20 protein-coding genes are annotated in these 21,309 nt (G+C 58.3%); 6 read left to right on the plus strand and 14 right to left on the minus strand.

The window, feature by feature from the left end:
• Positions 1–10 precede the first annotated feature (10 nt).
• Both ACZ5D1_RS01735 and ACZ5D1_RS01740 read left to right on the plus strand, forming a co-directional pair.
• On the plus strand, positions 11–1,693 hold the full coding sequence (locus tag ACZ5D1_RS01735) for a glycosyltransferase (RefSeq protein ID WP_464555706.1): 1,683 nt from the start codon (positions 11–13) through the stop codon (positions 1,691–1,693).
• A 407-nt stretch (positions 1,694–2,100) separates the two neighbouring features.
• On the plus strand, positions 2,101–3,288 hold the full coding sequence (locus ACZ5D1_RS01740; protein ID WP_148204095.1) for an OmpP1/FadL family transporter: 1,188 nt from the start codon (positions 2,101–2,103) through the stop codon (positions 3,286–3,288).
• Positions 3,289–3,583: 295 nt separating this feature from the next.
• Here the strand turns inward: ACZ5D1_RS01740 and ACZ5D1_RS01745 are convergent, their stop codons facing one another.
• The 5 genes from ACZ5D1_RS01745 to ACZ5D1_RS01765 all read right to left on the minus strand — a co-directional run bounded on the left by ACZ5D1_RS01745 (position 3,584) and on the right by ACZ5D1_RS01765 (position 8,317).
• Positions 3,584–4,066 carry a hypothetical protein gene (locus ACZ5D1_RS01745; RefSeq protein ID WP_011366480.1) on the minus strand — a complete coding sequence of 161 codons (483 nt, stop codon included), beginning with the start codon at positions 4,064–4,066 and terminating at the stop codon, positions 3,584–3,586.
• Positions 4,067–4,078: 12 nt separating this feature from the next.
• On the minus strand, positions 4,079–5,668 hold the full coding sequence (locus tag ACZ5D1_RS01750) for a DEAD/DEAH box helicase (protein ID WP_011366481.1): 1,590 nt from the start codon (positions 5,666–5,668) through the stop codon (positions 4,079–4,081).
• 178 nt (positions 5,669–5,846) lie between these two features.
• Positions 5,847–6,509, minus strand: a complete 663-nt coding sequence (locus ACZ5D1_RS01755; RefSeq protein WP_011366482.1) for a precorrin-8X methylmutase — start codon at positions 6,507–6,509, stop codon at positions 5,847–5,849.
• 33 nt (positions 6,510–6,542) lie between these two features.
• A complete protein-coding gene (locus ACZ5D1_RS01760; protein WP_464555708.1) occupies positions 6,543–8,063 on the minus strand; it encodes a cobyrinate a,c-diamide synthase in 1,521 nt (506 codons plus the stop codon).
• An 11-nt stretch (positions 8,064–8,074) separates the two neighbouring features.
• Complete coding sequence (locus ACZ5D1_RS01765; protein ID WP_273194927.1) at positions 8,075–8,317, minus strand: hypothetical protein; 243 nt, start codon at positions 8,315–8,317, stop codon at positions 8,075–8,077.
• Between the two features lie 454 nt (positions 8,318–8,771).
• Between ACZ5D1_RS01765 and ACZ5D1_RS01770 the strand changes: the two genes are divergently transcribed.
• Complete coding sequence (locus tag ACZ5D1_RS01770) at positions 8,772–9,164, plus strand: Ros/MucR family transcriptional regulator (RefSeq protein ID WP_011366485.1); 393 nt, start codon at positions 8,772–8,774, stop codon at positions 9,162–9,164.
• Between the two features lie 155 nt (positions 9,165–9,319).
• A complete protein-coding gene (locus ACZ5D1_RS01775; protein ID WP_464555711.1) occupies positions 9,320–11,113 on the plus strand; it encodes a methyl-accepting chemotaxis protein in 1,794 nt (597 codons plus the stop codon).
• A gap of 308 nt (positions 11,114–11,421) precedes the next feature.
• Here ACZ5D1_RS01775 and ACZ5D1_RS01780 read toward each other — a convergent pair whose 3' ends face one another.
• A complete protein-coding gene (locus ACZ5D1_RS01780; protein WP_455696526.1) occupies positions 11,422–11,865 on the minus strand; it encodes a PACE efflux transporter in 444 nt (147 codons plus the stop codon).
• Positions 11,866–12,124: 259 nt separating this feature from the next.
• On the opposite strand from ACZ5D1_RS01780, the gene ACZ5D1_RS01785 reads away from it, so the two are divergent.
• On the plus strand, positions 12,125–13,009 hold the full coding sequence (locus ACZ5D1_RS01785) for a LysR family transcriptional regulator (RefSeq protein WP_273194938.1): 885 nt from the start codon (positions 12,125–12,127) through the stop codon (positions 13,007–13,009).
• A 169-nt stretch (positions 13,010–13,178) separates the two neighbouring features.
• On the opposite strand, the gene ACZ5D1_RS01790 is transcribed toward ACZ5D1_RS01785, so the two are convergent.
• The 7 genes from ACZ5D1_RS01790 to flgB are packed head-to-tail and all read right to left on the minus strand — an operon-like array spanning position 13,179 to position 19,113.
• On the minus strand, positions 13,179–14,501 hold the full coding sequence (locus ACZ5D1_RS01790; RefSeq protein ID WP_464555714.1) for a FliI/YscN family ATPase: 1,323 nt from the start codon (positions 14,499–14,501) through the stop codon (positions 13,179–13,181).
• 44 nt (positions 14,502–14,545) lie between these two features.
• On the minus strand, positions 14,546–15,286 hold the full coding sequence (locus ACZ5D1_RS01795) for a FliH/SctL family protein (RefSeq protein ID WP_464555716.1): 741 nt from the start codon (positions 15,284–15,286) through the stop codon (positions 14,546–14,548).
• Entirely contained in the window at positions 15,273–16,223 is a 951-nt protein-coding gene (gene fliG, locus ACZ5D1_RS01800) for a flagellar motor switch protein FliG (protein ID WP_234702945.1), read from the minus strand. The genes ACZ5D1_RS01795 and fliG overlap by 14 nt, the downstream gene beginning before the upstream one ends.
• Positions 16,224–16,257: 34 nt before the next feature.
• Positions 16,258–17,877, minus strand: coding sequence for a flagellar basal-body MS-ring/collar protein FliF (gene fliF / locus ACZ5D1_RS01805; RefSeq protein ID WP_011366492.1), 1,620 nt, complete (start codon positions 17,875–17,877; stop codon positions 16,258–16,260).
• 40 nt (positions 17,878–17,917) lie between these two features.
• Positions 17,918–18,247 carry a flagellar hook-basal body complex protein FliE gene (gene fliE, locus ACZ5D1_RS01810; RefSeq protein ID WP_011366493.1) on the minus strand — a complete coding sequence of 110 codons (330 nt, stop codon included), beginning with the start codon at positions 18,245–18,247 and terminating at the stop codon, positions 17,918–17,920.
• Positions 18,248–18,262: 15 nt separating this feature from the next.
• On the minus strand, positions 18,263–18,703 hold the full coding sequence (gene flgC, locus ACZ5D1_RS01815) for a flagellar basal body rod protein FlgC (protein ID WP_011366494.1): 441 nt from the start codon (positions 18,701–18,703) through the stop codon (positions 18,263–18,265).
• Positions 18,703–19,113 carry a flagellar basal body rod protein FlgB gene (gene flgB, locus ACZ5D1_RS01820; RefSeq protein ID WP_011366495.1) on the minus strand — a complete coding sequence of 137 codons (411 nt, stop codon included), beginning with the start codon at positions 19,111–19,113 and terminating at the stop codon, positions 18,703–18,705. Before flgB ends, flgC begins: the two co-directional genes overlap by 1 nt.
• A gap of 365 nt (positions 19,114–19,478) precedes the next feature.
• Between flgB and ACZ5D1_RS01825 the strand changes: the two genes are divergently transcribed.
• A complete protein-coding gene (locus ACZ5D1_RS01825) occupies positions 19,479–20,042 on the plus strand; it encodes a tetratricopeptide repeat protein (RefSeq protein ID WP_011366496.1) in 564 nt (187 codons plus the stop codon).
• Positions 20,043–20,230: 188 nt separating this feature from the next.
• Here ACZ5D1_RS01825 and ACZ5D1_RS01830 read toward each other — a convergent pair whose 3' ends face one another.
• A complete protein-coding gene (locus ACZ5D1_RS01830) occupies positions 20,231–21,256 on the minus strand; it encodes an NAD-dependent epimerase/dehydratase family protein (protein ID WP_011366497.1) in 1,026 nt (341 codons plus the stop codon).
• Positions 21,257–21,309: the final 53 nt, after the last annotated feature.

Raw genomic sequence — 21,309 nt, forward strand, 5'->3', positions numbered from 1 at the left:
GACAACGATTATGCGCAACGCGCCGGAACGCGATTTGATGACCTCTCTTTTCCGCAGGCAGCATCTGACCAACGGTTATACTGATCCCGCACTGGCCATGCAGATGGCCGACCATTTGCTGCGTGACCTGCAGGCTCAGCCGCCGCAGGAGGGGATGCAGCGCATGGCACTTGCCAGAGGGCTGCTGCGTCAGGCCCTGTTGCTGAATCCCTTTGATTCGGCATTGCGGGGGGTGGTGGCTTCGCTGTGCGCGGGACAGCGGGCTTCCGAAGTGTACATGCGCTGGCTGGGTGCTGTGCGCGATGTGCTCGATTCCGGCCCTGCCGTGTATATGGGCGATGTGCTGCAACGGACCACCGCGCTGGAAAAAGATGACGAAAAGCTGCTGCACGGCGCGCTGTACGGTGATTCTCCGGCTTACCGGTTCACCTGCGCGGGTATTCTGTGGGAAATAGGCAACGGTGCTTTTTTTGAACAGGCGGCACGGGCATTTGTGCAGACTCCGGAAGGCGGCATAGCGGCGCCGTTTTTTGCGTGGGGCGCGCTGAGCATGAACCGTCCGGAGCTGTGCCGCGAGCTGTTGTCACTTGCCGTACCCGGCCCTGTGTCGCTGCATGTGAGCGCGGAACTGGCACTGCGTGAAGGGCACAGAGAACAGGGGATAGCTCTGCTGCGTGATGCCCTGCAGGCCGAACCTGCCTTGTTTTTTCTGGTGCACAGGCTGGTGGAGACATTGCGCGGTGCACCGCCTGCCGGTTTTGAAAGTGTGGCCCGCGGCAGAAGTGTCAGTGTGGCTCTGTACACATGGAACAAATTTGACGTGACTCTGGATACGCTGCGCAGCCTTGTGCACAGCGATATAGGCAATGCATCCATCACGCTGCTGAATAACGGTTCTGATGCGTTTTCGCCGCGTCAGCTGGAAGATGCCGCGCGGGAAGCCGCGTGCGGCAGGCCTGTGGATTTTATCCATCTGCCGGTGAATGTGGGCGCCCCGGCGGCCCGCAACTGGCTGTGGCAGCTGCCTGCCATGCGGCAGGCGGACTATGTGGCGTATCTGGACGACGATGTGCTGCTGCCCGAAGGCTGGCTGCGCATGTACATGCAGTCGCTTGATGAATACCCGCAGGCTGCGGTGGTGGGGCCCAAGGTGGTCAACCCCGGCAGCATCGCGTCAGTGCAGTATGTGCTGCGCAACTTTTACAAGGCGGGTAACAAGCTCATACGCTTCACAAACAACGCTCCGCTGTTCTGGGATATGGGGCAGTATGACTACCGCAGTCCGTGCCTTTCGGTCATGGGCTGCTGTCATCTGTTCAACAGGCGGTTGTGCGACAGGCTGGGGGTTCCGCAATTCGATGTTCGTTTTTCGCCGTCGCAGGTGGATGATATCGAGCATGATATTCAGGTATGGAACGCCGGCGGCAGGGTGCTGTATGACGGGCGTGTATGTGTGGTGCACCGGCAGGACACCGGCCGCAAGGCGCCGCTGAGCGAGGCAGGCTGGGGGCATGTGTGGGGCAACCACATGAAGATGGAGGCAAAGTTTTCCGGCGAGCGTCTGAAAGAGCTTAAACAGACGGTGGAAGACTGCGGCTTCAGTCATTTCACGGCTGCGCTGCAGACTGTGGCCCCGCTGCTGAGCCGCGAGGCACGGGGAGAGCTGGCGGCCATGACAGGCGGTGCCGGCTGACGGCAGGTGTTTTTTCCGGTTACGGCCCGTGATGTCTGCCCCGCCTGTGCGGGGTTTTCTTATGCCGCTTCGGGGCAGACGGTAAATGCAGCCGTGACAGTTCCGTCGGGGCGTTTTGTGCGGGCGGCACCCGCAAGGGACGTGTCGCGTTGCACATGGCGTGACAACGGAAGAGGCGATTTTGTTTCTTATGCTTGCTGCGCATGGCCGGTCGGGCGTGTTCTTGTGTTTACCGGCAAAAGAGTCTAAAAGCTCCCGATTCCGACTGAATACTGTAATGAAGCATACGCACTGATTCGAAGAACGGGGAACACGGACGGAGGTTGCGGCTACAAAACGTTATTCATCATCAATCGAGGTTATCAGTGCGACGGTTCTTCATAGTCTGTTGTCTCGCTCTTTCGGGCATGTTTCTCAGCCTTCCGCACACGGCCCGGGCCGCAGGATTTGCCATGTACGAATTCAGCGCCCGCGGCAATGCTCTGGGCGGCGCCATGGTTGCGCGCAAGGCCAGTCCTTCTTCCATTGCGTTCAACCCTGCGCTGATTACGCAGCTTAAGGGTACTCAGATGGCTGCGGGCATGACGCTGGTAGACCCCAGCGCCACCGTGGAAGTGAAAGGGCAGGAAACTGTCTCCGCCAAAAAGAATTACTGGGCCATTCCTCATGCCTACGCCACGCGGCAGGTCAACGATGCGCTGTACTACGGTGTCGGCGTGTTTTCCCGTTTCGGTCTGGGTAATGAATATTCCAAAGACTGGTTCGGTAAAGACCAGCTGTATTATGTGGGCATACAGTCCCTGTCGGTGAACCCCGTCATGGGGCTTAAACTTACCGACAAGCTTTCGGTCGCCTTTGGCATTGAGGCCATGTGGTTTGACTATGAGCAGAAAAACATAGTGGAAGCCGGTGCCGGCGGCAGGCTGGACGGCCGTGTGAACGGCGAAAGCATAGGCTACGGCATTAATCTGGGCATTCACTATCAGCCTGTGGAATGGCTTGCGCTGGGCGCCAGCTGGCGTTCCGGCATCAAGCAGAACCTGAAGGGCACGGGCTATTTCAGCGGTTCCGGCCCCCTTTTCAGCAACTGGGGCGATACCGATGCGCGCGGCAGCGTGAACCTGCCCGACATGCTTTTTCTGGGGGTATGTGTGATGCCCACCGACAGGCTGAGCATTGAAGCGGGTGCGGTACGTACCGGCTGGACAAGCTATGACAAGCTGGTCATCGATTATAACAACCCCAGTGTGGCAACGACGGACAAAACCACCGAGTGGAAGGATGTCTGGCGGTTTAACGTGGGGGTTGAATATGCCCTTAACGAGATGCTGGACCTGCGTGCCGGCTATGTTTATGACAATTCGCCGCTCAACGAAAACTATCTTGATTTTCTGGTGCCTGCCAACGACAGGCATCTTTTCAGCGGCGGTGTGGGCATACATCAGGGGCCGTGGACGCTGGACCTCAGCTACACCTACCTGCTTATCAAGGAACGCACAGGCAGTGTGACCACCACAATGGGCGGTGAAAACAGAGTGCGCTTCAAAGACGGAGACGCTCACCTTGTGGGCATGACGCTGGGATACCGCTTTTAGACGGCACCGGCTGCATACGGCTTCAAGCGTGCGGAACACATGTTCCGCACGCTTTTTTTATGTTGTTGCTCCGGCTGGCTGTTGCCGTGTGCCGGTGCGCGGAAGCGGATGAGATGTTGCACCGCGCGTTCTGCGGTAATGCAGCATTCCGGGGCTGCAAAACCGGCAGTCACCGGCGGGGCTTTTGGGAGTATGACATGGCGGGCGCCGCAGCGGATGTGTGACTGCGGGTGAAAAAAAACAGGCCGGAAGTAGTATCCCTTCCGGCCTGTGCATTTTCAGATGCGGGTGCCTGTCAGATCAGCCTGTCGAAGATGATGCTGTAGGCGCCTCGGATCAGCAGCGCAAGGCGGTGTTTTGTCCGCAGCTGTTCGGTGCTGTCTGTTTCCAGCTGACCGGTGATAAAAGCGGCAATCTCGGTGAAGTCACTGTCTTTTCTTGCTTCGAGCAGCGTCTGGTACACCTGTATCTGCTGCCAGAGCAGCTTTGTGTTTTTGCTGGACTGGCTGCAATGGTTGGCAAGCCTGCTGATGAACTCGTCAAAGATCAGCTCTGCATCGTCGGGAAAGGACTTGTGCAGCGCAAGATTCCACAGCGCGATAAACAGCGCTGTGAATTCGCGCAGCACTTTTTTTCGGCGGCGGAACTGCAGTCTGCCCACGCGCAGGGTCCGCATTTCCTGTATAAAGGAATACGAACCGAGCACAGCGGTAAAGTTGCGGATCACCTCGTCACTGGAATAGGCGACGGGTGCCGGCCTGTGAAGTTCTTGGGTCATGGCGTAGTCGTTTTATTCAGAGCTGGCGGGCTTCCTGCGTCTTCTGCGTCTTTTGGGCCGCGGATCGCTGTCCTGCTGTTCATTACCGGCTGCCGCCTGTTGGGGCCGTGGTGCCGGAGCGGTGCGCGGCGCGGGCCGCGCTGCGGGGCGCTGCCTGTGTTCTTCCGCCGAAGGCGCGGGAGGAGCGGCATGCAGCGAATCCTGATACAGCTCGTCAATAAGCATGGCCACAAGCTTCATCTGTTCTTCGTCTTCGGCCATCTGGCGTACCATGGGCATGAAACGCTGCATTCTTTCGCGCTGCAGCGGCGAGCGCGAGCGCAGCTTGGCTTCCAGCATGGCGGTCATGCGCTCGGTGGCCACTTTTGCCACGTCTTCATCCGTGGGGGTGGGGCGCATCTGCATGTCTATCTGGTAATGCTTGGCTATGCGGCCCAGTTCCAGCTTCTGCATGATGTCCACCAGCGATATCACTTCGCCGCTGGCTCCGGCACGTCCGGTGCGTCCTGCGCGGTGGATGTACGATTCGTGGTCTTCCGGCGGTTCGTACAGCACCACATGTGAAAGATCGGGAATGTCGATGCCGCGGGCCGCCACATCGGTGGCTACCAGAAAACGCACCTGTCCGTTACGCAGTTTTTTGAGCACCTGTTCCCGTTTGGCCTGCGAAAGATCGGCAGACAGTTCGTCGGCATTGTATCCGAAGCCCTGCAGCACGGCCGTCACATAGTGCACGTTGGACTTGGTGTTGCAGAAGATGATGGCCGACGCGGGATTTTCTATTTCAATGATGCGTACAAGCACACGGTCTTTTTCCATGGGCTTGCATTCGTAAAAAACGTGCGGGGTCTGCGTGATGTGCACCTGAGAATGACTGAGGCTGAGCATCTGAGGATCGTGCAGAAATTCCCCGGCAAGCCGGACAACATGCGGCGGATATGTGGCGGAAAAAAGATAGGTGCTGATGCGTCTGCGCGGCAGGTACCGCTGCACTTCTTTCATATCGGGGTAGAAACCGATGGAAAGCATGCGGTCCGCTTCGTCGAACAGGAGCACACGCAGCGCGTCCAGCGTGAGCGTGCGGCGCAGAAGGTGGTCCAGCACACGACCGGGAGTGCCCACCACCAGCTGGGCTCCGGCCTTGAGGGCGTCGGTCTGTTTGCCGTAGCCCACACCGCCGTACACGGCGGCAATGTTTATGCCCAGCTCCTGATACAGCACTTCGGCTTCATGCACGACCTGCAGGGCCAGTTCGCGGGTGGGCACCAGCACCAGAGCCTGACATTCGTTTTTGTGCGGGTCGATGCGGTCAATCAACGGCAGCAGGTAGGCACCGGTTTTGCCGCTGCCCGTGCGCGACTGAACCATAAGATCGCGGCGCTGGAGAAAATAGGGCATGGTGTGCAGCTGCACGGGCATCAGGCTCTGCCAGCCGGCGCGTGCGGCGGCCTGCCTGATGGTGTCGGGTACTTCTTCAAAAGTCAGAGCGGGCAGCGCGTTCTCCGGCTCGTCCACGCCGGTCAGTTCGCTGGCCATGCGTGCTGCGGGGTCGTTCTGCAGCTCGTCTCCAAAACCGGAATTCCGGTTGGTTTCATCCGTCATATAACTTCCTTCTCTGGTGCCGCCGACACAGTGCATGCAGTGTACAGGGGCGTATGAAAAGCGCCTCGGGGCGCGTGGGTGCACTGCGGCAGTGTGAACAGACAATGTTCGTGCGGCGCACATAATCTGCTATCATAGCAACCGCGGCATAGATGCGCAAGGCGCACGCAGTGCGGTATCACGGGGCGGCGGGTGAAGATTCCAGCGCCATCACGGCCAGTGCGTTCACGGTGGCTGCCGCCAGTGCAGACCCGCCTTTTCTGCCCTCTATGGTAATCCATGGTACACGGTTTTGCTGTATGAACAGCGCCTTGGATTCCGCCGCGTTTACAAAGCCCACGGGCATGGCGATGACCAGTGCGGGCGCAGGGCAGCCCTGTTCCAGGTGTCCGGCCAGCCGGATGAGCGCCGTGGGTGCGTTGCCTATGGCCACTATGGCTCCTGCCAGTTCGCTGCTGGCGGCGTTCATGGCGGCATGGGCGCGGGTTGTGTTGTCGCGCTGCGCCGCGTGTACCACATCGGGGCGGTTCAGCAGACACGTTACCGTGCAGCCCAGCGGTGTCATGCGGCGCAGGGGTATGCCGGAGCGGGCCATCTCCGTGTCTGTGAATATGGTGCAGCCGTTTTGCAGGGCGCGTATACCCGCCTCCACTGCCTGCGGATGAAACCGTATGTGGTTCAGCAGGTCAAAATCGGCGGTGGTATGCACCAGTCTGCGCGCTATGTGCCAGTGGGCACCGCAGAAGGGGCGCGGCTCGGGCACTTCCGAATCGATAATGGCAAAGGAGCGCGCCTCGATGGCCTGAGGTGCGAAGCATTGCTGAAGAACGGGGGTATCCATATATTTTCCTCCGGCACTGCGGATGTTGCGCTGTCAGGGCGTGGTTACGGATGAACGGCGGCATGCGCCGACAAAAGCGCGGGCCGCGTCGGGGCAGGATGCAAAGTGCAGGTGCACGTAAGACCCCAGTGTGTTGCGCTGCAGGTGGCCTGCCGCTGCGGGGGCGTCGCCGGTACCGCTGTTCAGGGGCGTGCCGTTGCGGTCTGTGGCGTCATAGATGTTGGTAATATTCATTGTATCGTCTCCGGCGGGCGGCGCGCACAGGTGCGAGTAATGAAATTCGTGCCCGCGCAGGACTGTGCCTGCTGCGCCGAGAGGCGAATCCGCAGTGGTGCGTACCTGCCGGTAGCCCAGCGCCCTGAAGCGTGTGCCCATGGCGCATGAAAAAGGCAGGCAGCCGCACATGGGCCACGATGCTCCCTGCTGGTCGTACAGCTGCTGCATCAGATACATGAAACCGCCGCACTCGGCATACACTATGCCTCCGGCGAGAGAAAAATCATATACAGCGGTACGCATCAGGGTGTTTTCATACAGTCTGTCCGCGTGAAGTTCCGGATAGCCTCCAGTCAGATACACCCCATGCAGGCCGGCAGGCAGGTGCGCATCATGCAGCGGTGAAAAAAAGACCAGTTCGGCTCCGGCTGATTGGAGCAACCGCAGGTTTTCAGCATAGACAAAGCAGAATGCTTCATCGGCTGAAACGCCGATGCGGACAGGCGTTTGTGCAGTGCTGCGGGACTGTACAATGCCGTCGGGTGCTGAACCGGACTGCCGCGTAACACATTGTCCGGCACGTTCTGCTGCCTGACATCCTGCGGTCTGACGCGTTGCTGCCCGAGACGCTGCTGCCCGACGCGCTGCTGTCAGAATGCTGTTCAGACTGACTCCGGCCGTGAACCAGCGGGCAAGCCTGTCCTGCACTCCGGCTGTCAGCGGAGATTCCGCCGCGGTGTTCAGTCCCAGATGGCGGGCCGGTATTTCCAGCGATTCATCGCGTGGCAGAAAGCCCAGCACGGGGATGTCCGGACATGCCGTGCGCATGGCTTCGGCAATGAGACTGCGGTGGTTGCTGCTGCCCACCCTGTTGAAGATAACGCCTGCAAACGGCAGATGCGGGTCAAACCGGACATAACCGGACACCAGCGCCGCGGCGGAACGGGCCATGGAGCGTGCATCCGCAACAAGCACCACGGGGGCTTGCAGCCATGAGGCCAGTTGCGCGGTGGAGCCGCTGTCGCACGAGCCGGACGCGCCGTCAAAAAGGCCCATAACGCCTTCAATGACACCGATGTCCGCAGGATGCCCCGCGGGATTGCTCATGGCGCGTGATACCAGTTCACAGCACGCCTGACGGCCCATTATCCAGCCGTCAATATTCTGGCCCTGCCGTCCGGTTACGGTGCCGTGGTGCCCCGTATCAATAAAGTCCGGCCCTGCCTTGAACGGCTGCACGGCAAATCCGGCGCGGCGCAAGGCAGCCATAAGTGCCAGACTGACTGTTGTTTTGCCGCACCCGCTGTGGGTTCCGGCAATGGTGATGAGCGGATGCATGAAACCGTGCGTTACTCCGCTTCGTCACGCAGAAAAAAGTCGCGGATGATTGCCGCGTCTTCCGCGCGTGCGGTTGCTTCCAGTTCCGGTGCTCCGCCGTGGCAGTAAAACTGTCCTTGCCTCATGTGGACATACCCTGCTGCCAGCACGAGAGTATAGGGCATCTGTTCGCGCATGTCGGCATGGTCGACTCTGTCGGGAAAAATGAAAGGAACCGGCATGCCGGAAAAATCTTCAAAGAGGATGTATTTCATGATGGTTCGACCTCACGGTATTTTGGGTGTGTCCGGCGCGTTCAGCCGCTGACTGTACCTGTGCAGCATAACCGGAACAGCGCCGGATGCATAGAGTATCGGTGTGCAGGGAGTCCGTCCGGCATACGGGCAGGCACCGCATATGCGCATCACGTCCGGTTCCGTCACAGGGCAGATGTGTTACCGGCATAACATGATGCGGAAGCCTGTTTTTATGTATCTGTCTTGCGTATATGCGCAATGTATCAGAACGAAAGAAGATATAAAATGTGAATGCAGTGAGAACAGGCGACCGCCATGCAGCATTTTCAGCCGGGTGCCGGATTTCCGGACAAAAGACAGTTGTTGCCGATGTTTTCAGTATTGACCGTTGTTGTATGAATATCCTACACCAACACCGGTATGTGCGTGTGATACGGAACTTGCAATTTTTTTCTACTACAGGAGCGATGTAATGGAAGCATATCTTAAAGAAGCTCTGGAAATAGTTAAGGCTCAGGCCAGTGTACGCACCATGACAGAAGAAGAGATAACTACCATGGTAAAAACGCTGGCAGAAGGCATCAAGAACATCAGTGAGTGCTCCGTCACAGCCGAAGACGCCGCTGTTGATGCCGTTGACGCCAAAAAAGCCATCAAGGAAAAGACAATCACCTGCGTCGAGTGCGGCAAATCGTTCAAGATTCTGACAAAAAAACACCTTGCAACGCATGGTCTGACGCCGGACGAGTACAGAGCGAAATGTGGTTATAAAAAAGGAACTCCCCTTGTATGCAAGTCGCTGCAACGTGAGCGCCGTAAAAAAATGAAAGACATGAAGCTGTGGGAACGCAGAACACAGAAATAATCGGCTTTACTGCAGACAGGGCACCATGTGTGCCCTTTTTTATTATCCTCTGCAGAAAACTTGTTCTGAGGTTATGCTTTCCCTTGTCCTGCCGATAGAATAAAGTGAGCTTTGCCGCATGGCCGTATCTTATTCGATTTCATCAGGGGAAGAACATGAGCATAAAGTGGAAAGTGCTGGCTGTTGCGCTGCTGGGCCCTCTGGTTGTTGCATTGCTGATGGCTGTCAGCTGGGTAAGGGATATCCGGCACGGTGCCGAGGAAGCCATACTGGAAAAAAGCCGCAGCATAGTGCTGATGGCAGAAGCCACACGCCACCAGATGGCGGTAAAGCTGAAGGACGGCGTGGTTCGTCCGCTGGATGAATTGCCGTCTGACAAGGTCGTATCGGCTGTTCCGGTTGTTACTGCCATGCGCGCCGCAGCGGAAAATGCCGAAAAAGCCGGCTATGAATTCCGCGTACCCAAGGTAAGCCCCAGAAATCCGGCAAACACGCCCACGCCTCTTGAGCAGGAAGTTCTTGCCAAGCTTAAAAAAGAACAGCTTGATGAGTATGTTGTGCGAGAAGCCGATGCCATACGTTATTTCAGACCCGTCAGGCTGACGCAGGACTGCATGTTCTGCCACGGCGATCCCAAAGGATCCAAAGATCCTACCGGAGGCATACGTGAAGGCTGGAAGGTCGGCAGCATCCACGGGGCGTTTCAGGTGATCAGTTCGCTGGAAGGCGTGCATGCCCGCGTGCGCAGCGCGGCCATCGGGGTAGGAATTACCACCGTCGGCGTCCTGCTGGTGCTGGGGCTGCTTGCCCGGTATTTTCTGGGGCGCAGTCTGCTTTCGCCTCTGGAGCGTCTGCGCGCGTATGCAGGTGCGGTGGCCGGTGGCGATCTGAAGGCCCGCCCCGAGGGTAAATACGAGGCGGAACTTGCCCTGCTGCGTGATTCCATTGCATCCATGGTGGGCGATCTGCGTGATAAAATGGCCGAATCTGCTGCGCGCACCGAAGAGGCAGCGCAACAGACACAGCGGGCTGAAGCGGCCATGGGCGAAGCCAAAGAGCAGGAGGCGAAGGTGTCTGCCCTGCTGGAAAGCATGGCCCGTATTGCTTCGGAGGCCAAAGAGATAGCCGAGCAGGTGTCGCTGGCTGCGCAGGCGCTTTCGGCGCAGGTGGACGAGGTTGCATCCGGTGCCGGAATTCAGTCTGCCCGCTCGCAGGAGACGGCTGTGGCCATGGAGGAAATGAATGCCACGGTGCTGGAAGTGGCGCGTAATTCTGCAGAGTCCGCCGCCACTGCTGACGAAACCCGCCATAAGGCGGCGGCAGGCGAGAATGTGGTGGAGCAGGTGGTAGCGTCCATCGCCCGTGTGAACAGCCGGGCGCAGACATTGCGCGGCGAAATGGCCGGTCTGGGCAAACAGACGGAAGACATCAGCAGAATTATGGACGTTATCAGCGATATTGCCGACCAGACAAACCTGCTGGCCCTTAATGCAGCCATTGAGGCGGCCAGAGCGGGCGATGCCGGTCGCGGTTTTGCCGTGGTGGCCGATGAGGTGCGCAAGCTTGCCGAAAAGACCATGCATGCCACCAAAGAAGTTGGTGATGCCATAGGGACTATTCAGAAAAGTGCACATGATAATGTGGAGCATGTGGAAAACGCAGCCGGTGCCGCTGATGAAGCCACAGGCAAAGCGCGCGAAGCCGGTGCCGCACTGAAGGAAATAGTGCGGCTGGCAGAGCATACGTCCGATCAGGTGCGTTCCATCGCCACAGCTGCGGAGCAGCAGTCCGCGACCAGTGAAGAAATTAACAGAGCCGTGGATGAAATAAGTGCTGTGGCTACGGATACGGCGGAAGGCATGGATCAGGCCGCAGGCGCAGTGGCACGTCTGGCAGAGCTTGCTGCCCGGCTTGAAGAACTGATTGATGAGCTGAACAGCAGAAAATAACGCTTTCTGAGAGTAACTGCTGAACAAACGGCCCGCCGCAAGGCGGGCCGTTCCCGTTCCCGTTCCCGTTCCCGTTCCCGTTCCCGTTCCCGTTCCCGTTCCCGTTCCCGTTCCCGTTCCCGTTCCCGTTCCCGTTCCCGTTCCCGTTCCCGTTCCCGTTCCCGTTCCCGTTCCCGTTCCCGTTCCCGTTCCCGTTGCGGCAGTGCTTTTTACGGTTGCCTGCGGCCGGAAAATGTGGGTTCGGTACGGCAGGCGAAAAAAAAGCCCGTGCATGGGCACGGGCTGTCGGGCAGCGTGTACAGGGTCCGCTAGCTGTTCTGTTCAGCCGGCACAGGGGGCTGCGGCAGCGGAAAAACCGTGTCGTACGTCAGATTGAAAAGAAAAGCGTACACAGGGATACCCACCAGAAAACCGGCATCGTAGATGATGGCTTCGATAAAGGTGAAATTGAGCCACCACATGATGACGGGAATGGTGAGCGCCGCGAACAGCAGTTCAAAGCATACAGCGTGAACGGCACGGGTGATGAAAGGACGCGGCAGCAGGGGTTTGCCCAGTGCCAGCAGTATTTTGTCGAACATCACGTTGTAGGCGAAGTTGGATCCCATCGCCAGCATGCTCATAATCACGCTCAACCCGCCGATTTTCTGTACGGAAACACCGAGCAGCGGGGGGAGAATGAGAATGAGCAGAACCATGAGAACTGCTTCAAACAGCAGGGTATGACGAATTCGATCCATGCGTGTGCGCATTTTGACCTCCGGACACAAAAATACAGGGCAACGGGGCCTGCCGGAATTCTTCAGTTTCGGGAGAAAGTCTGATCAGGAGTTTCCTGTCCGCATGGCATAGCCATGTACGGGGACCGGACGGGAAATCAGGGCAGATCAGAACGAAACAGCGATGAATACCGGCAGTGCCGCTTGCCCAGAATGTGGGTATGAACTATCACATTGAGTGAGGGTGTAAAGATAGAGTCTATCTAATTTTGTGATAGAAAATGGAGGCGACGTGTTTTCTCTTGATCAGCTTGAGGCTTTCCGCGCGGCGGCGGAAACCGGTTCTTTTTCCGCTGCGGCCCGCAGACTGGGCAAGGTGCAGTCTGCCGTCAGCACCGCGGTTTCCAATCTGGAAATCGATCTGGGGGTAGAGCTTTTTGACCGCAAGGGGCACAAGGCGGTGCTTACTCCGGCGGGAGAAACTCTGCTGCGTGAGGCGTGGACCGTACTGGGCGAATGCGACCGTCTGCTGGAACGTGCCGTGGCCATTGCCGGCGGTGAAGAGGCCAGACTGAGTCTGGCTGTGGACGACGCCGTGCCGGTGGACTGGTTTGTGGACGTGCTGGCGGCCTTTGGCGAGCGTTTTCCTTTTGTGCAGCTGGAAACCTATTACGGCGCCATGGGCGATGTGGCCCAGATGGTGGGCGAAGGACGCGCCGATCTGGGCATCGTGATGCCGGTCAGCGGCACTCCGGCCGCCATAGATGCCGTACTGGTGGGGCATATGCCTTATGTGCCGGTGGCGGCAGCGCATCATCCTCTTGCCGCACTGCCTGCGGTGGGGCGGCGTGACCTTATGCGGTACCGGCACATTGTTGTTGCCAGCCGTACAGGTGACAGAGAGCCCGACTGGGCGGGGCACGGCGGGCCGGTGTGGTTGCAGGAATCCACATATGCCACATTGCAGCTGGTGTTGCGGCATGCGGGCTGGGCGTCGCTGCCGGGCCATCTGGTGGACAGGCACGTGCGCGCAGGACGGCTTGTGGTGCTGCCGCTTGATTTTCATGCGGTGAAGTTTGCGGCTCCGGTGTTTGTGGTCCGGCGTCCGGGAGCGGCACAGGGCGTTGCCGGTATATGGCTGCGCAAGGAACTGGAAGGGCTGCGGCTTGAAGAGTAAGTCTGCGCGCAAGGGGCAGCGCAAGTGCGCCCGCAAGTGCCCGGGCGAGTGCGCCCGTGAGTGATCGGGCAAGTGCGCCCGCGAGTGCTCGGGCGGATGTGTACAGGCTGCACAGTCATGGCATAACGCAAGCATGCAGTCCGTGCTGAGCATGCGCAGGCGGCGCGGGTTATGATGCTGCCGCGGGCTGGCCTGCCAGCTCCAGCATCTGGGCATAGCAGGCGTCAATGGTCTGCTTGTCCTGCACCTGCTGCTGCAGAAACTGGTTGATGCGCGGTACCATGCCGATGGCCTGATCAATGTCCGGATTGGAACCCTGTGCGTAGGCACCGATGTTGATCATGTCTTCGACCTTGCGGAAAGTGGCCAGATGACGCGTGAGGGTGCGGCCTGCGGCGATGACTTCCTGAGGGCAGATGTCGGTACGCAGACGGCTGATGGAGCGGAGCACATCAATGGCCGGATAGTGCCCCATGTCCGCCAGATCGCGGGTGAGCACAATGTGCCCGTCCAGAATGGAACGCACCGCGTCTGCTATGGGTTCGTTGAAGTCGTCGCCGTCAACCAGCACTGTGTAGATGCCGGTGATGGTGCCGTGCCGGTTTCTTCCGGCACGTTCGAGCAGCTTGGGCAGCTGGGCGAAGACGGTGGGGGTGTAGCCTTTTGTGGTGGGCGGTTCTCCCACGGCCAGTCCCACTTCACGCGCAGCCATGGCAAAACGTGTTACGGAATCCATCATCAGCAGCACGTCTTTACCCTGATCGCGGAAAAATTCCGCCACGGCTGTGGCGGCGTAGGCTGCGCGCATGCGCACCAGCGGCGACTGGTCACTGGTGGCAATGATGAGCACCGAGCGTGCCATGCCCTCAGGACCAAGATCTTTTTCCATAAATTCGACAACTTCGCGGCCACGTTCGCCAATGAGGGCAATGACGTTGACATCAGCCGATGTGTAACGGGCCATCATGCCCATCAGAGTTGATTTGCCGACGCCAGAACCGGCCATGATGCCGACACGCTGGCCTTTGCCGAGTGTTATCAGGCTGTTGATGCAGCGCACGCCCACATCAAGGGGTTCGTCTATGCGCGGCCGCGAAAGCGGATTGGGTGGCTGTGCATAAATGGGGTTGTGTCCGGCCACCGGCGGCATGGTGCTGCCGTCCATCGGTGCCCCGAAAGCATCGAACGCCCGCCCCAGCATGGATTCGCCCACAGGAAACAACGGCGGCATGCTGGTGTTGCGTATGAGGCTGCCCGACTGTACGCCGCGCATGTCACCGTACGGCATGAACAGAATATTGCCGTCGCGGAAGCCTACGACTTCCGCAGGCAGCGGGGCGGAACCGTCTTCCGGGATGATGTGGCACACGGCGCCCAGAGGCGCTTTTACACCGCAGCCTTCGGCCACAAGGCCGACAATCTTGTTTACCTTGCCGTAGGTGTCCACCAGTTGCACATCGTGCAGAAGTTCAAGACAGGCTTTGGGGTGCATGAATCTGTTCCGGAAAAAAAGATGTATGCCGGCCGCACGGCGGGTCACGCCTGACCGGGGTCGTCCGCGGGCAGTTCCAGCTGCGAGAGTATTTCATCCACAACGGCAAGCCTGCTTTCCACTGTGCAGCTTGCCATGCCTTCGTTGTTGTCGATGACCAGTCCGCCGGGCTGAACGGAATCGTCGGGCTTCACAGTCCAGCGTTCCAGTTCCGCCATGCGCTCTTTGGCGGTGTCCACAATATCCTCCACCGCGGGGGTGTCTTCCGGATTGCAGCGGATAACCAGCACGCGGCGCGAATCAAGAGCTTCGGCAGCTTTTGTGAACATGGCCTCAAGCACGGCTTCGCGCTGCTGCGAAAGCTGCATGGCGACGCTGCGCTGTACACAGGCACGCAACAGGGTGACAAGATCCTGACGCCATGCGTTGAATACGGAAGTGCACTGGGCCTGAATGGCTCCCAGCACGGCGGAAACCGAATCGCCCATGGTTGCGCGGAACTCTTCCAGTTCCTGCTGTGCCTGTTCTATGCCCTGCTGGTATCCCTGCCGCCGGGCTTCTTCACGCAGCCGTGCGGCGTCGGAATGTGCTGTTTCCAGTATGATGCGCGCTTTCTCTTCCGCGCGGGCGCGAACACGGGCAAGATATTCCGCTTCGGTATCTTCGTCCCAGCGCGGAGAATTGCGCCCGCTTTCCAGCTGGCTCAGGGTGCGTTCTCTCATGGAGCCCGGCCCCATATATATGGTGCCCCAGCGTTTTGCCGGTGATTCGTCAGATGAAGACATCTCCGCCTCCGCGTCCGATGGCTATACGGCCTTCCGTCTCCAGCCTGCGCACGGTTTTCACTATGTTCTGCTGTGCGCCTTCCACATCGGCAAGGCGGGTGGGGCCCATGATTTCCAGATCTTCTCTGATCATGGTGGCCGCGCGTTCCGACATGTTCTTGAAGAATTTTTCCTTCAGGTCGTCGGAGGCGCCGCGCAGAGCCATGGTCATGTCCTCGTTGGATATTTCCTTCATCAGTTCGCGGATGGCTCTGTCGTCCAGCGAATTGACATCCTCGAACACGAACATGAGGTTGCGGATATCTTCTGCCATCTGGGAGGATTCTTCCTCGATTTCCGAAAGCACTTCTTCTTCCGTGGCACGGTCCACGGCGTTGAGTATTTCGGCAACGGACTGGACACCGCCCACTTTTTTGCCTTCTTTGCCGCCCATGGCGATAAGCTGGGTCTGCAGCACCTTGTCCACTTCCATCAGCATGTCTTCGGGCACTGCTTCCAGTTTGGCAAGGCGCATCAGCACTTCGGGGCGCACACCTGCCGGCAGGTTGCTGATAAGCTCGGCGGCCTGTTCGGCATGCAGGTGTCCCAGAATGAGCGCCAGCGTCTGCGGGTGTTCGTTGCGCAGTATCTGGGCCAGAATACGCGGGCTGACGTTTTCCAGTTCTCTGAAAGGAGCCGGGCCGGTATCCAGCGACAGCGCGTCCATGATGTACTTGGCCGTATCGCTGTCGAGGTTTTTCATCAGCATGCGTTTTACCGCGTCTTCGCCGCCCATTATCAGCTCCTTGCCGGTGACAAGGGCGTAATGGAATTCGCGCAGCACCTCTTCAACCTCTTCCTTGGGCACGGTGTCCAGTTCGACCATGGCCTTGGATATGGCCGTGATCTCAGACCGGTCCAGCCTTTTGAAGACTTCAGAGGTGAACTTGTCCCCCATGGCAAGGAGGAGAATCGCGGTCTTACGGGGACCCTTAAGCTGCTCCGCCAACTTTGGCTCCTTCGCTGTCCTTCAGCCAGCTTTTCAGAATACCCACTGCCTGTTCCATGTTCTGTTCGGAAAGCTGCAGCGCATGGGCTTTGATATCGTCGATTTTTTTCAGGGCGTCCATGGCGTCCATGTCTTCTTCGCCCTCGATAAGGGCCAGACGCTCTTCGCCGGTGGGCAGACCTTCCAGGCCTTCGACCACTTCACCTTCGACCTTGGGCCGTATGAGGGCCAGAACCACGGGCCGCACCACCATGACGAGGAAGAGGAAGACCAGCAGCGCGTTCAGCAGGGGTTTACCCAGTCGCAGCGCGTAGTCCATGATGACTTCGGCCAGCGACATGTAGGTGTCGGCTTCCGGCCCGCCAAAGGATATGCTGCTGACTTCCAGCACATCGCCGCGGGCACGGTCGAACCCGACGGCACTGGCCACCAGCTGGCGGATGCGCGCCACCTCTTCGTCGCTGCGCGGCACATATGTCCATTCGCCCGTTTCTTCGTTCTTTTCATACGTGCCGTCGACGATAACCGCAACACTCAGCCGGTCAAGCTGCCCCACGGGAGCGATGATATTCTGTTCTTCTTCGTTTATTTCGTAGTTGGTGTTGCGGGTTTCACGGTTGGAGTCTTCCGTGCTGGTGCCGCCGGACATGCCGTCGCCGCGGAAGTTCGCTTCCGGCACGCCGGCATTGACGTTTGATGTGCCTTTGCGGGCCTCTTCGGTACGTATTTCGCTGCGTACCACAGAGCTTTCGGGGTCAAACAGCTTTTTGCGGATGGTTTTCTGCGAAAAATCAAGATCGGCATTGACCTTGGCAATGACTTTGCCCGGGCCGATGACAGGGTAGAGCAGCTCTTCGATCCGGCGTTCGAAATTCTGCTGCATGGTCAGCTTGTGTTCCAGCTGGGTGGAGGTCATGCCGTCAAGCGACTGTTCGTCTTTGGGGTAGTACAGAATCTTGCCCGAAGTGTCCGCCACGGAAATTTTGCCCTGGTCCAGCCCTTCCACAGACATGGTGACCAGATTGACGACGGCCTGCACGTCCTTTTCGTCCATCTTTTTGCCGTCCTGCAGCTTCAGCACCACAGAAGCGGAAGGCTGCATCTGCTCTTCGATGAACAGGCTGCGGTGCGGAATGACCAGATGTACGCGGGCGCTCTCCACAGCGGGAAATTCAGCTATGGTACGCGAAAGCTCGCCCTGCAGGGCGCGCTGGTAATTGATTTTCTGAACAAAATCAGTCTGACCGACCTTGATCTGGTCAAAAATTTCAAAGCCGACACCCTGTCCCACCACTGAACCTTCACCGGCAACCATAAGCCGCATGTCGTACACGCGGTCGGCGGGTACCATTATGGTGCTGCCGCCGTTATCCAGCCGGTACCTGACCTTCTGCGCCTGCAGCACGGTGACCACCCTGTTGGCGTCTTCCGGGGTAAGCTTGGAATACAGCACCCTGTAGTCGGGCTGATTTATCCAGAAGATAAGGCCGAAAAATATGCCCACCACGACCACAGTCAGGCCGACGATGAATACCCGCTGCGACATGCTGATGCGGGTCCAGAAAGTTTTTGCCTTATCCACGGCGGAATTGAGCGCGGTCATGTGTTTCTCCGGAAAAATAAGTAGCGGGAATCAGCCGGTTTTAGAACTGCATTTTGCTCAGTTCGCGGTACGCTTCCATCACTTTGTTGCGTACTGCGGATGTCATTTTTACGGCAACACTGGCCTTTTGCAGCGTTATCATCAGTTCGTGCACGTTCTGTGTTTCGCCGGAGGCGAACGACTGGATCATGGTGCTTTTTTCACTCTGCATGTCGTTCACTTTTTTTACCGAAGAGTTGATGGTGTCGCTGAAGGAGCGCTCCACTCTCGGTTCCGGCGTCAGTTTGCCCGACTGGATGCTGCGTTCTGCCTTGGTAAAGTTTGACAGCGCGTTGCTGTAGGCCTTCAGGCCGACACTCTGAATGGTCATGATGCGTTACCCCGCCTATGAACGGCCTATTTCCAGTGCCTTGGTGTACATGCTTTTGACAGCCTCGATGGTGGACACGCTGGCCTGATACCCGCGCTGCGAGGTCATCAGGTTGGCCATTTCCTCCACCACGTTGATGTCCGGGTATTTAACGTAGCCGTTGGCATCGGCGTCGGGGTGTCCGGGTTCGTACACCTGACGGAAAGGGCGGTTGTCGCGCACGATGTGTTGTACGCGCACCCCGCGCAGTTCGCGGTCAAGCGCGCTCTGCATATGCTTGCTGAAGGGGTCGTCCACCTCTGTGGCAGCCATGACAACGGCCTTGCGGCGGTATGGCCCGCCGCCTATGGTTCTGGTCGTCTTTGCGTTAGCCAGGTTCATGGAGGTTATGTTCATGCTCGTGCGTTCCGCACTGAGTGCCGATGCGCCGATGTCGAGTGCTGTCATGAAATCCATTATTTCTGCCCTGTCATGATGACGTCTTTAAGGCCCTGAAAGTTGCCTTTGATGATGGTGGAAAGCGTGTTGTACTGCAGGGTGTTCTTGGCCATCTTGGCCATTTCCTTGTCCAGATCGACCTGATCTTCGCCGTGGACGACACGCGGTCTGAACGCCTTGGTCCATTCCGGGCCGAAAGTCTCGGGGTCAAAGGTCGCCGGTACGTGCTTTTCATGGGTACGGGCTATCTTGCCTTCCGTACCCAGCGAAAGTGCTGCCTGCAGGTCTTTTTCAAAGTCCAGTTCGCGGGCCTTGTACCCGGGCGTGCGCACGTTCGCCATATTGCTCATGATGACGTTCTGGCGCTTGAGCTGCATGTCCATGACCTTGGCGGTCACTTCCATGTGCTGTCCGAAAAGTGTTTTCATGGTGTCTGCCTCCGATGAAGCCATGCGCCGGAAAGCCGGACGCTGCCATCTGCACAAAGCAAGGTGTGTTCCATGATTGTTAACTGTTTGAAAAATATATTTTAAATATGATTTCTGCGCAGTTTTGCGGCCATGGTGTCAATATTTGGTCACTGGTGACCGTCGCCGGCGGCAGAGGGGTTGCTCTTTTGGCGCACGGGGCGTATCTGCCTGTGATTCTGCAGGGTGGCACGGTTCCTGCTTGTTCCGTGGCAAAGGAAAAAAGTTCCCTGAACTCCGCGGGGTCGTGTCGGCCCGGAATTTGCTTAACTCTTGCAGCGGCAGAAAAAAGGGAACAGGTTGCCGTTTTCGAACGGAGGGGAACCATGAGCAATCATCTTGATTACGAGATCAACAAGGAACTGGGCGAGTGCTACCTGTTTATGGGTGAGCTGGATAAAGCCGAGGAATACTACCGCAAGGCTGCGGGCAGTAACGGTGTGCATCCTGACCCGTATCTGGGGCTGGCTACCATTGCCGTGCAGCGCGGGTTGTTTGACGATGCGCTGGTGCTGTACAAAAAAGCCGCCGATATCGAACCCGGCGACAAGGCACTGGCCGGCATGGGCCTGATTGAAATGGAACGCGGCGAAAATGAACCCGCTTTCAGCCATTTCGCGCAGGCGCTGGATATGAATCCGGCCAATATGATCGCCGTGCACGGTCTGGTGCAGCTTGGCTATGTGCTGGGCCGTATCGACGATGTCATTCCCAGACTGCATGCTTTTCTTGAAGTGGACCCTGCAAAGGACGCAGTGCGCGTTTCTCTGGCGGGTTGTTATATTTCCGTCGGCCGTACAGAGGACGCCGCAGGGCAGCTTGAAGAACTGCTGCGCCGCGACCCTGCCAACACGGCCGCGCAGGAACTGTACGCCACGCTGCACCGTTAGCGGCGTATGGTTCTTGTTTCCGGCTTTGCCGGATGAAAAATCTCCCCTCCCCATTGATTTTCCGGCCCTGACGCTGGCGCAACGGGCCGGAAAATCACCTTTTTGCGGGAAGAGGAAAATAAGAACAAAGCCACGCACGGGCCTATGGGCACCGTGCGTGGCTTTGTTCTTGTTATGCAGGCAGGCTGCTACAGGTTTGCTGCGTACCAGTCGCCGGAAATGCGCAGCCCCTGACGGACGGAAATCTGCGGATCATAGCCCAGCAGGGTGCGGGCACGGCTGATATCAGCCAGAGAGTGGCGCACGTCGCCCGCGCGGAAATCGCGGTACTGTGCTTCTTTTTCTGACGCATGCGGATTGTGGCGCGCCACTTCCTCGCGGATGAGGCCGTACAGTTCGGTCAGCGATGTGCGTTCTCCGAAGGCCACGTTGTATACAGTATTGGTTGCTTCGGGATCGGGAGCGGTGGCCGCCAGCAGGTTGGCCTGCACAGTGTTGTCTATGTGACAGAAGTCGCGGCTGGTTTCGCCGTCACCGTTTATGAATACTGGCTGGTCGCGCAGCAGACCGGCAAACCACAGCGGGATGACCGCGGCATAGGCGCCTTCAGGATCCTGACGTTTGCCGAATACGTTGAAATAGCGCAGTCCGGTGCATTCCATGCCGTAGGTTCTGGCAAAGACGTCTGCATACAGTTCGTTGACATACTTTGTAACGGCATACGGCGAAAGCGGCCTGCCGATGCGGTCTTCCTGCTTGGGCAGGTTGGGCTCGTCACCGTAGGTCGAGCTGGAAGCGGCGTAGACAAATCTGCGGACATCCGCATCGCGTGCGGCCACCAGCATGTTTACAAAGCCGTCGATGTTACAGGTATTGGTCAGCAGCGGGTCATCAATGGAACGCGGTACCGAACCGAGCGCAGCCTGATGCAGAACGTAGTCCGCGCCGGCGCACGCTTCGCGGCAGGTTTCCAGCGAGCGGATGTCACCTTCGATGAACCGGAAGCGGCTCCACTGTTCCGGAGTGACAGCGTCGCGCACCATGTCGAGGTTTTTTCTGTGTCCGGTCATGAAATTATCAAGACCGGTGACGGTCTGGCCGTGGCTGAGCAGGGTTTCAAGCAGGTTGGAGCCTATGAAGCCCGCCACGCCGGTTATGAGCCATGTGCGGGGAGCCTCCTGCAATTGACGGAGCAGTTCGGTATATCTGGACATGCGTTGTCTCCTGTCGGACGTGTGATGTGCCGGAGTTGCGGACACCTGCCGCA

This window comes from Oleidesulfovibrio vietnamensis (genome assembly GCF_055388115.1).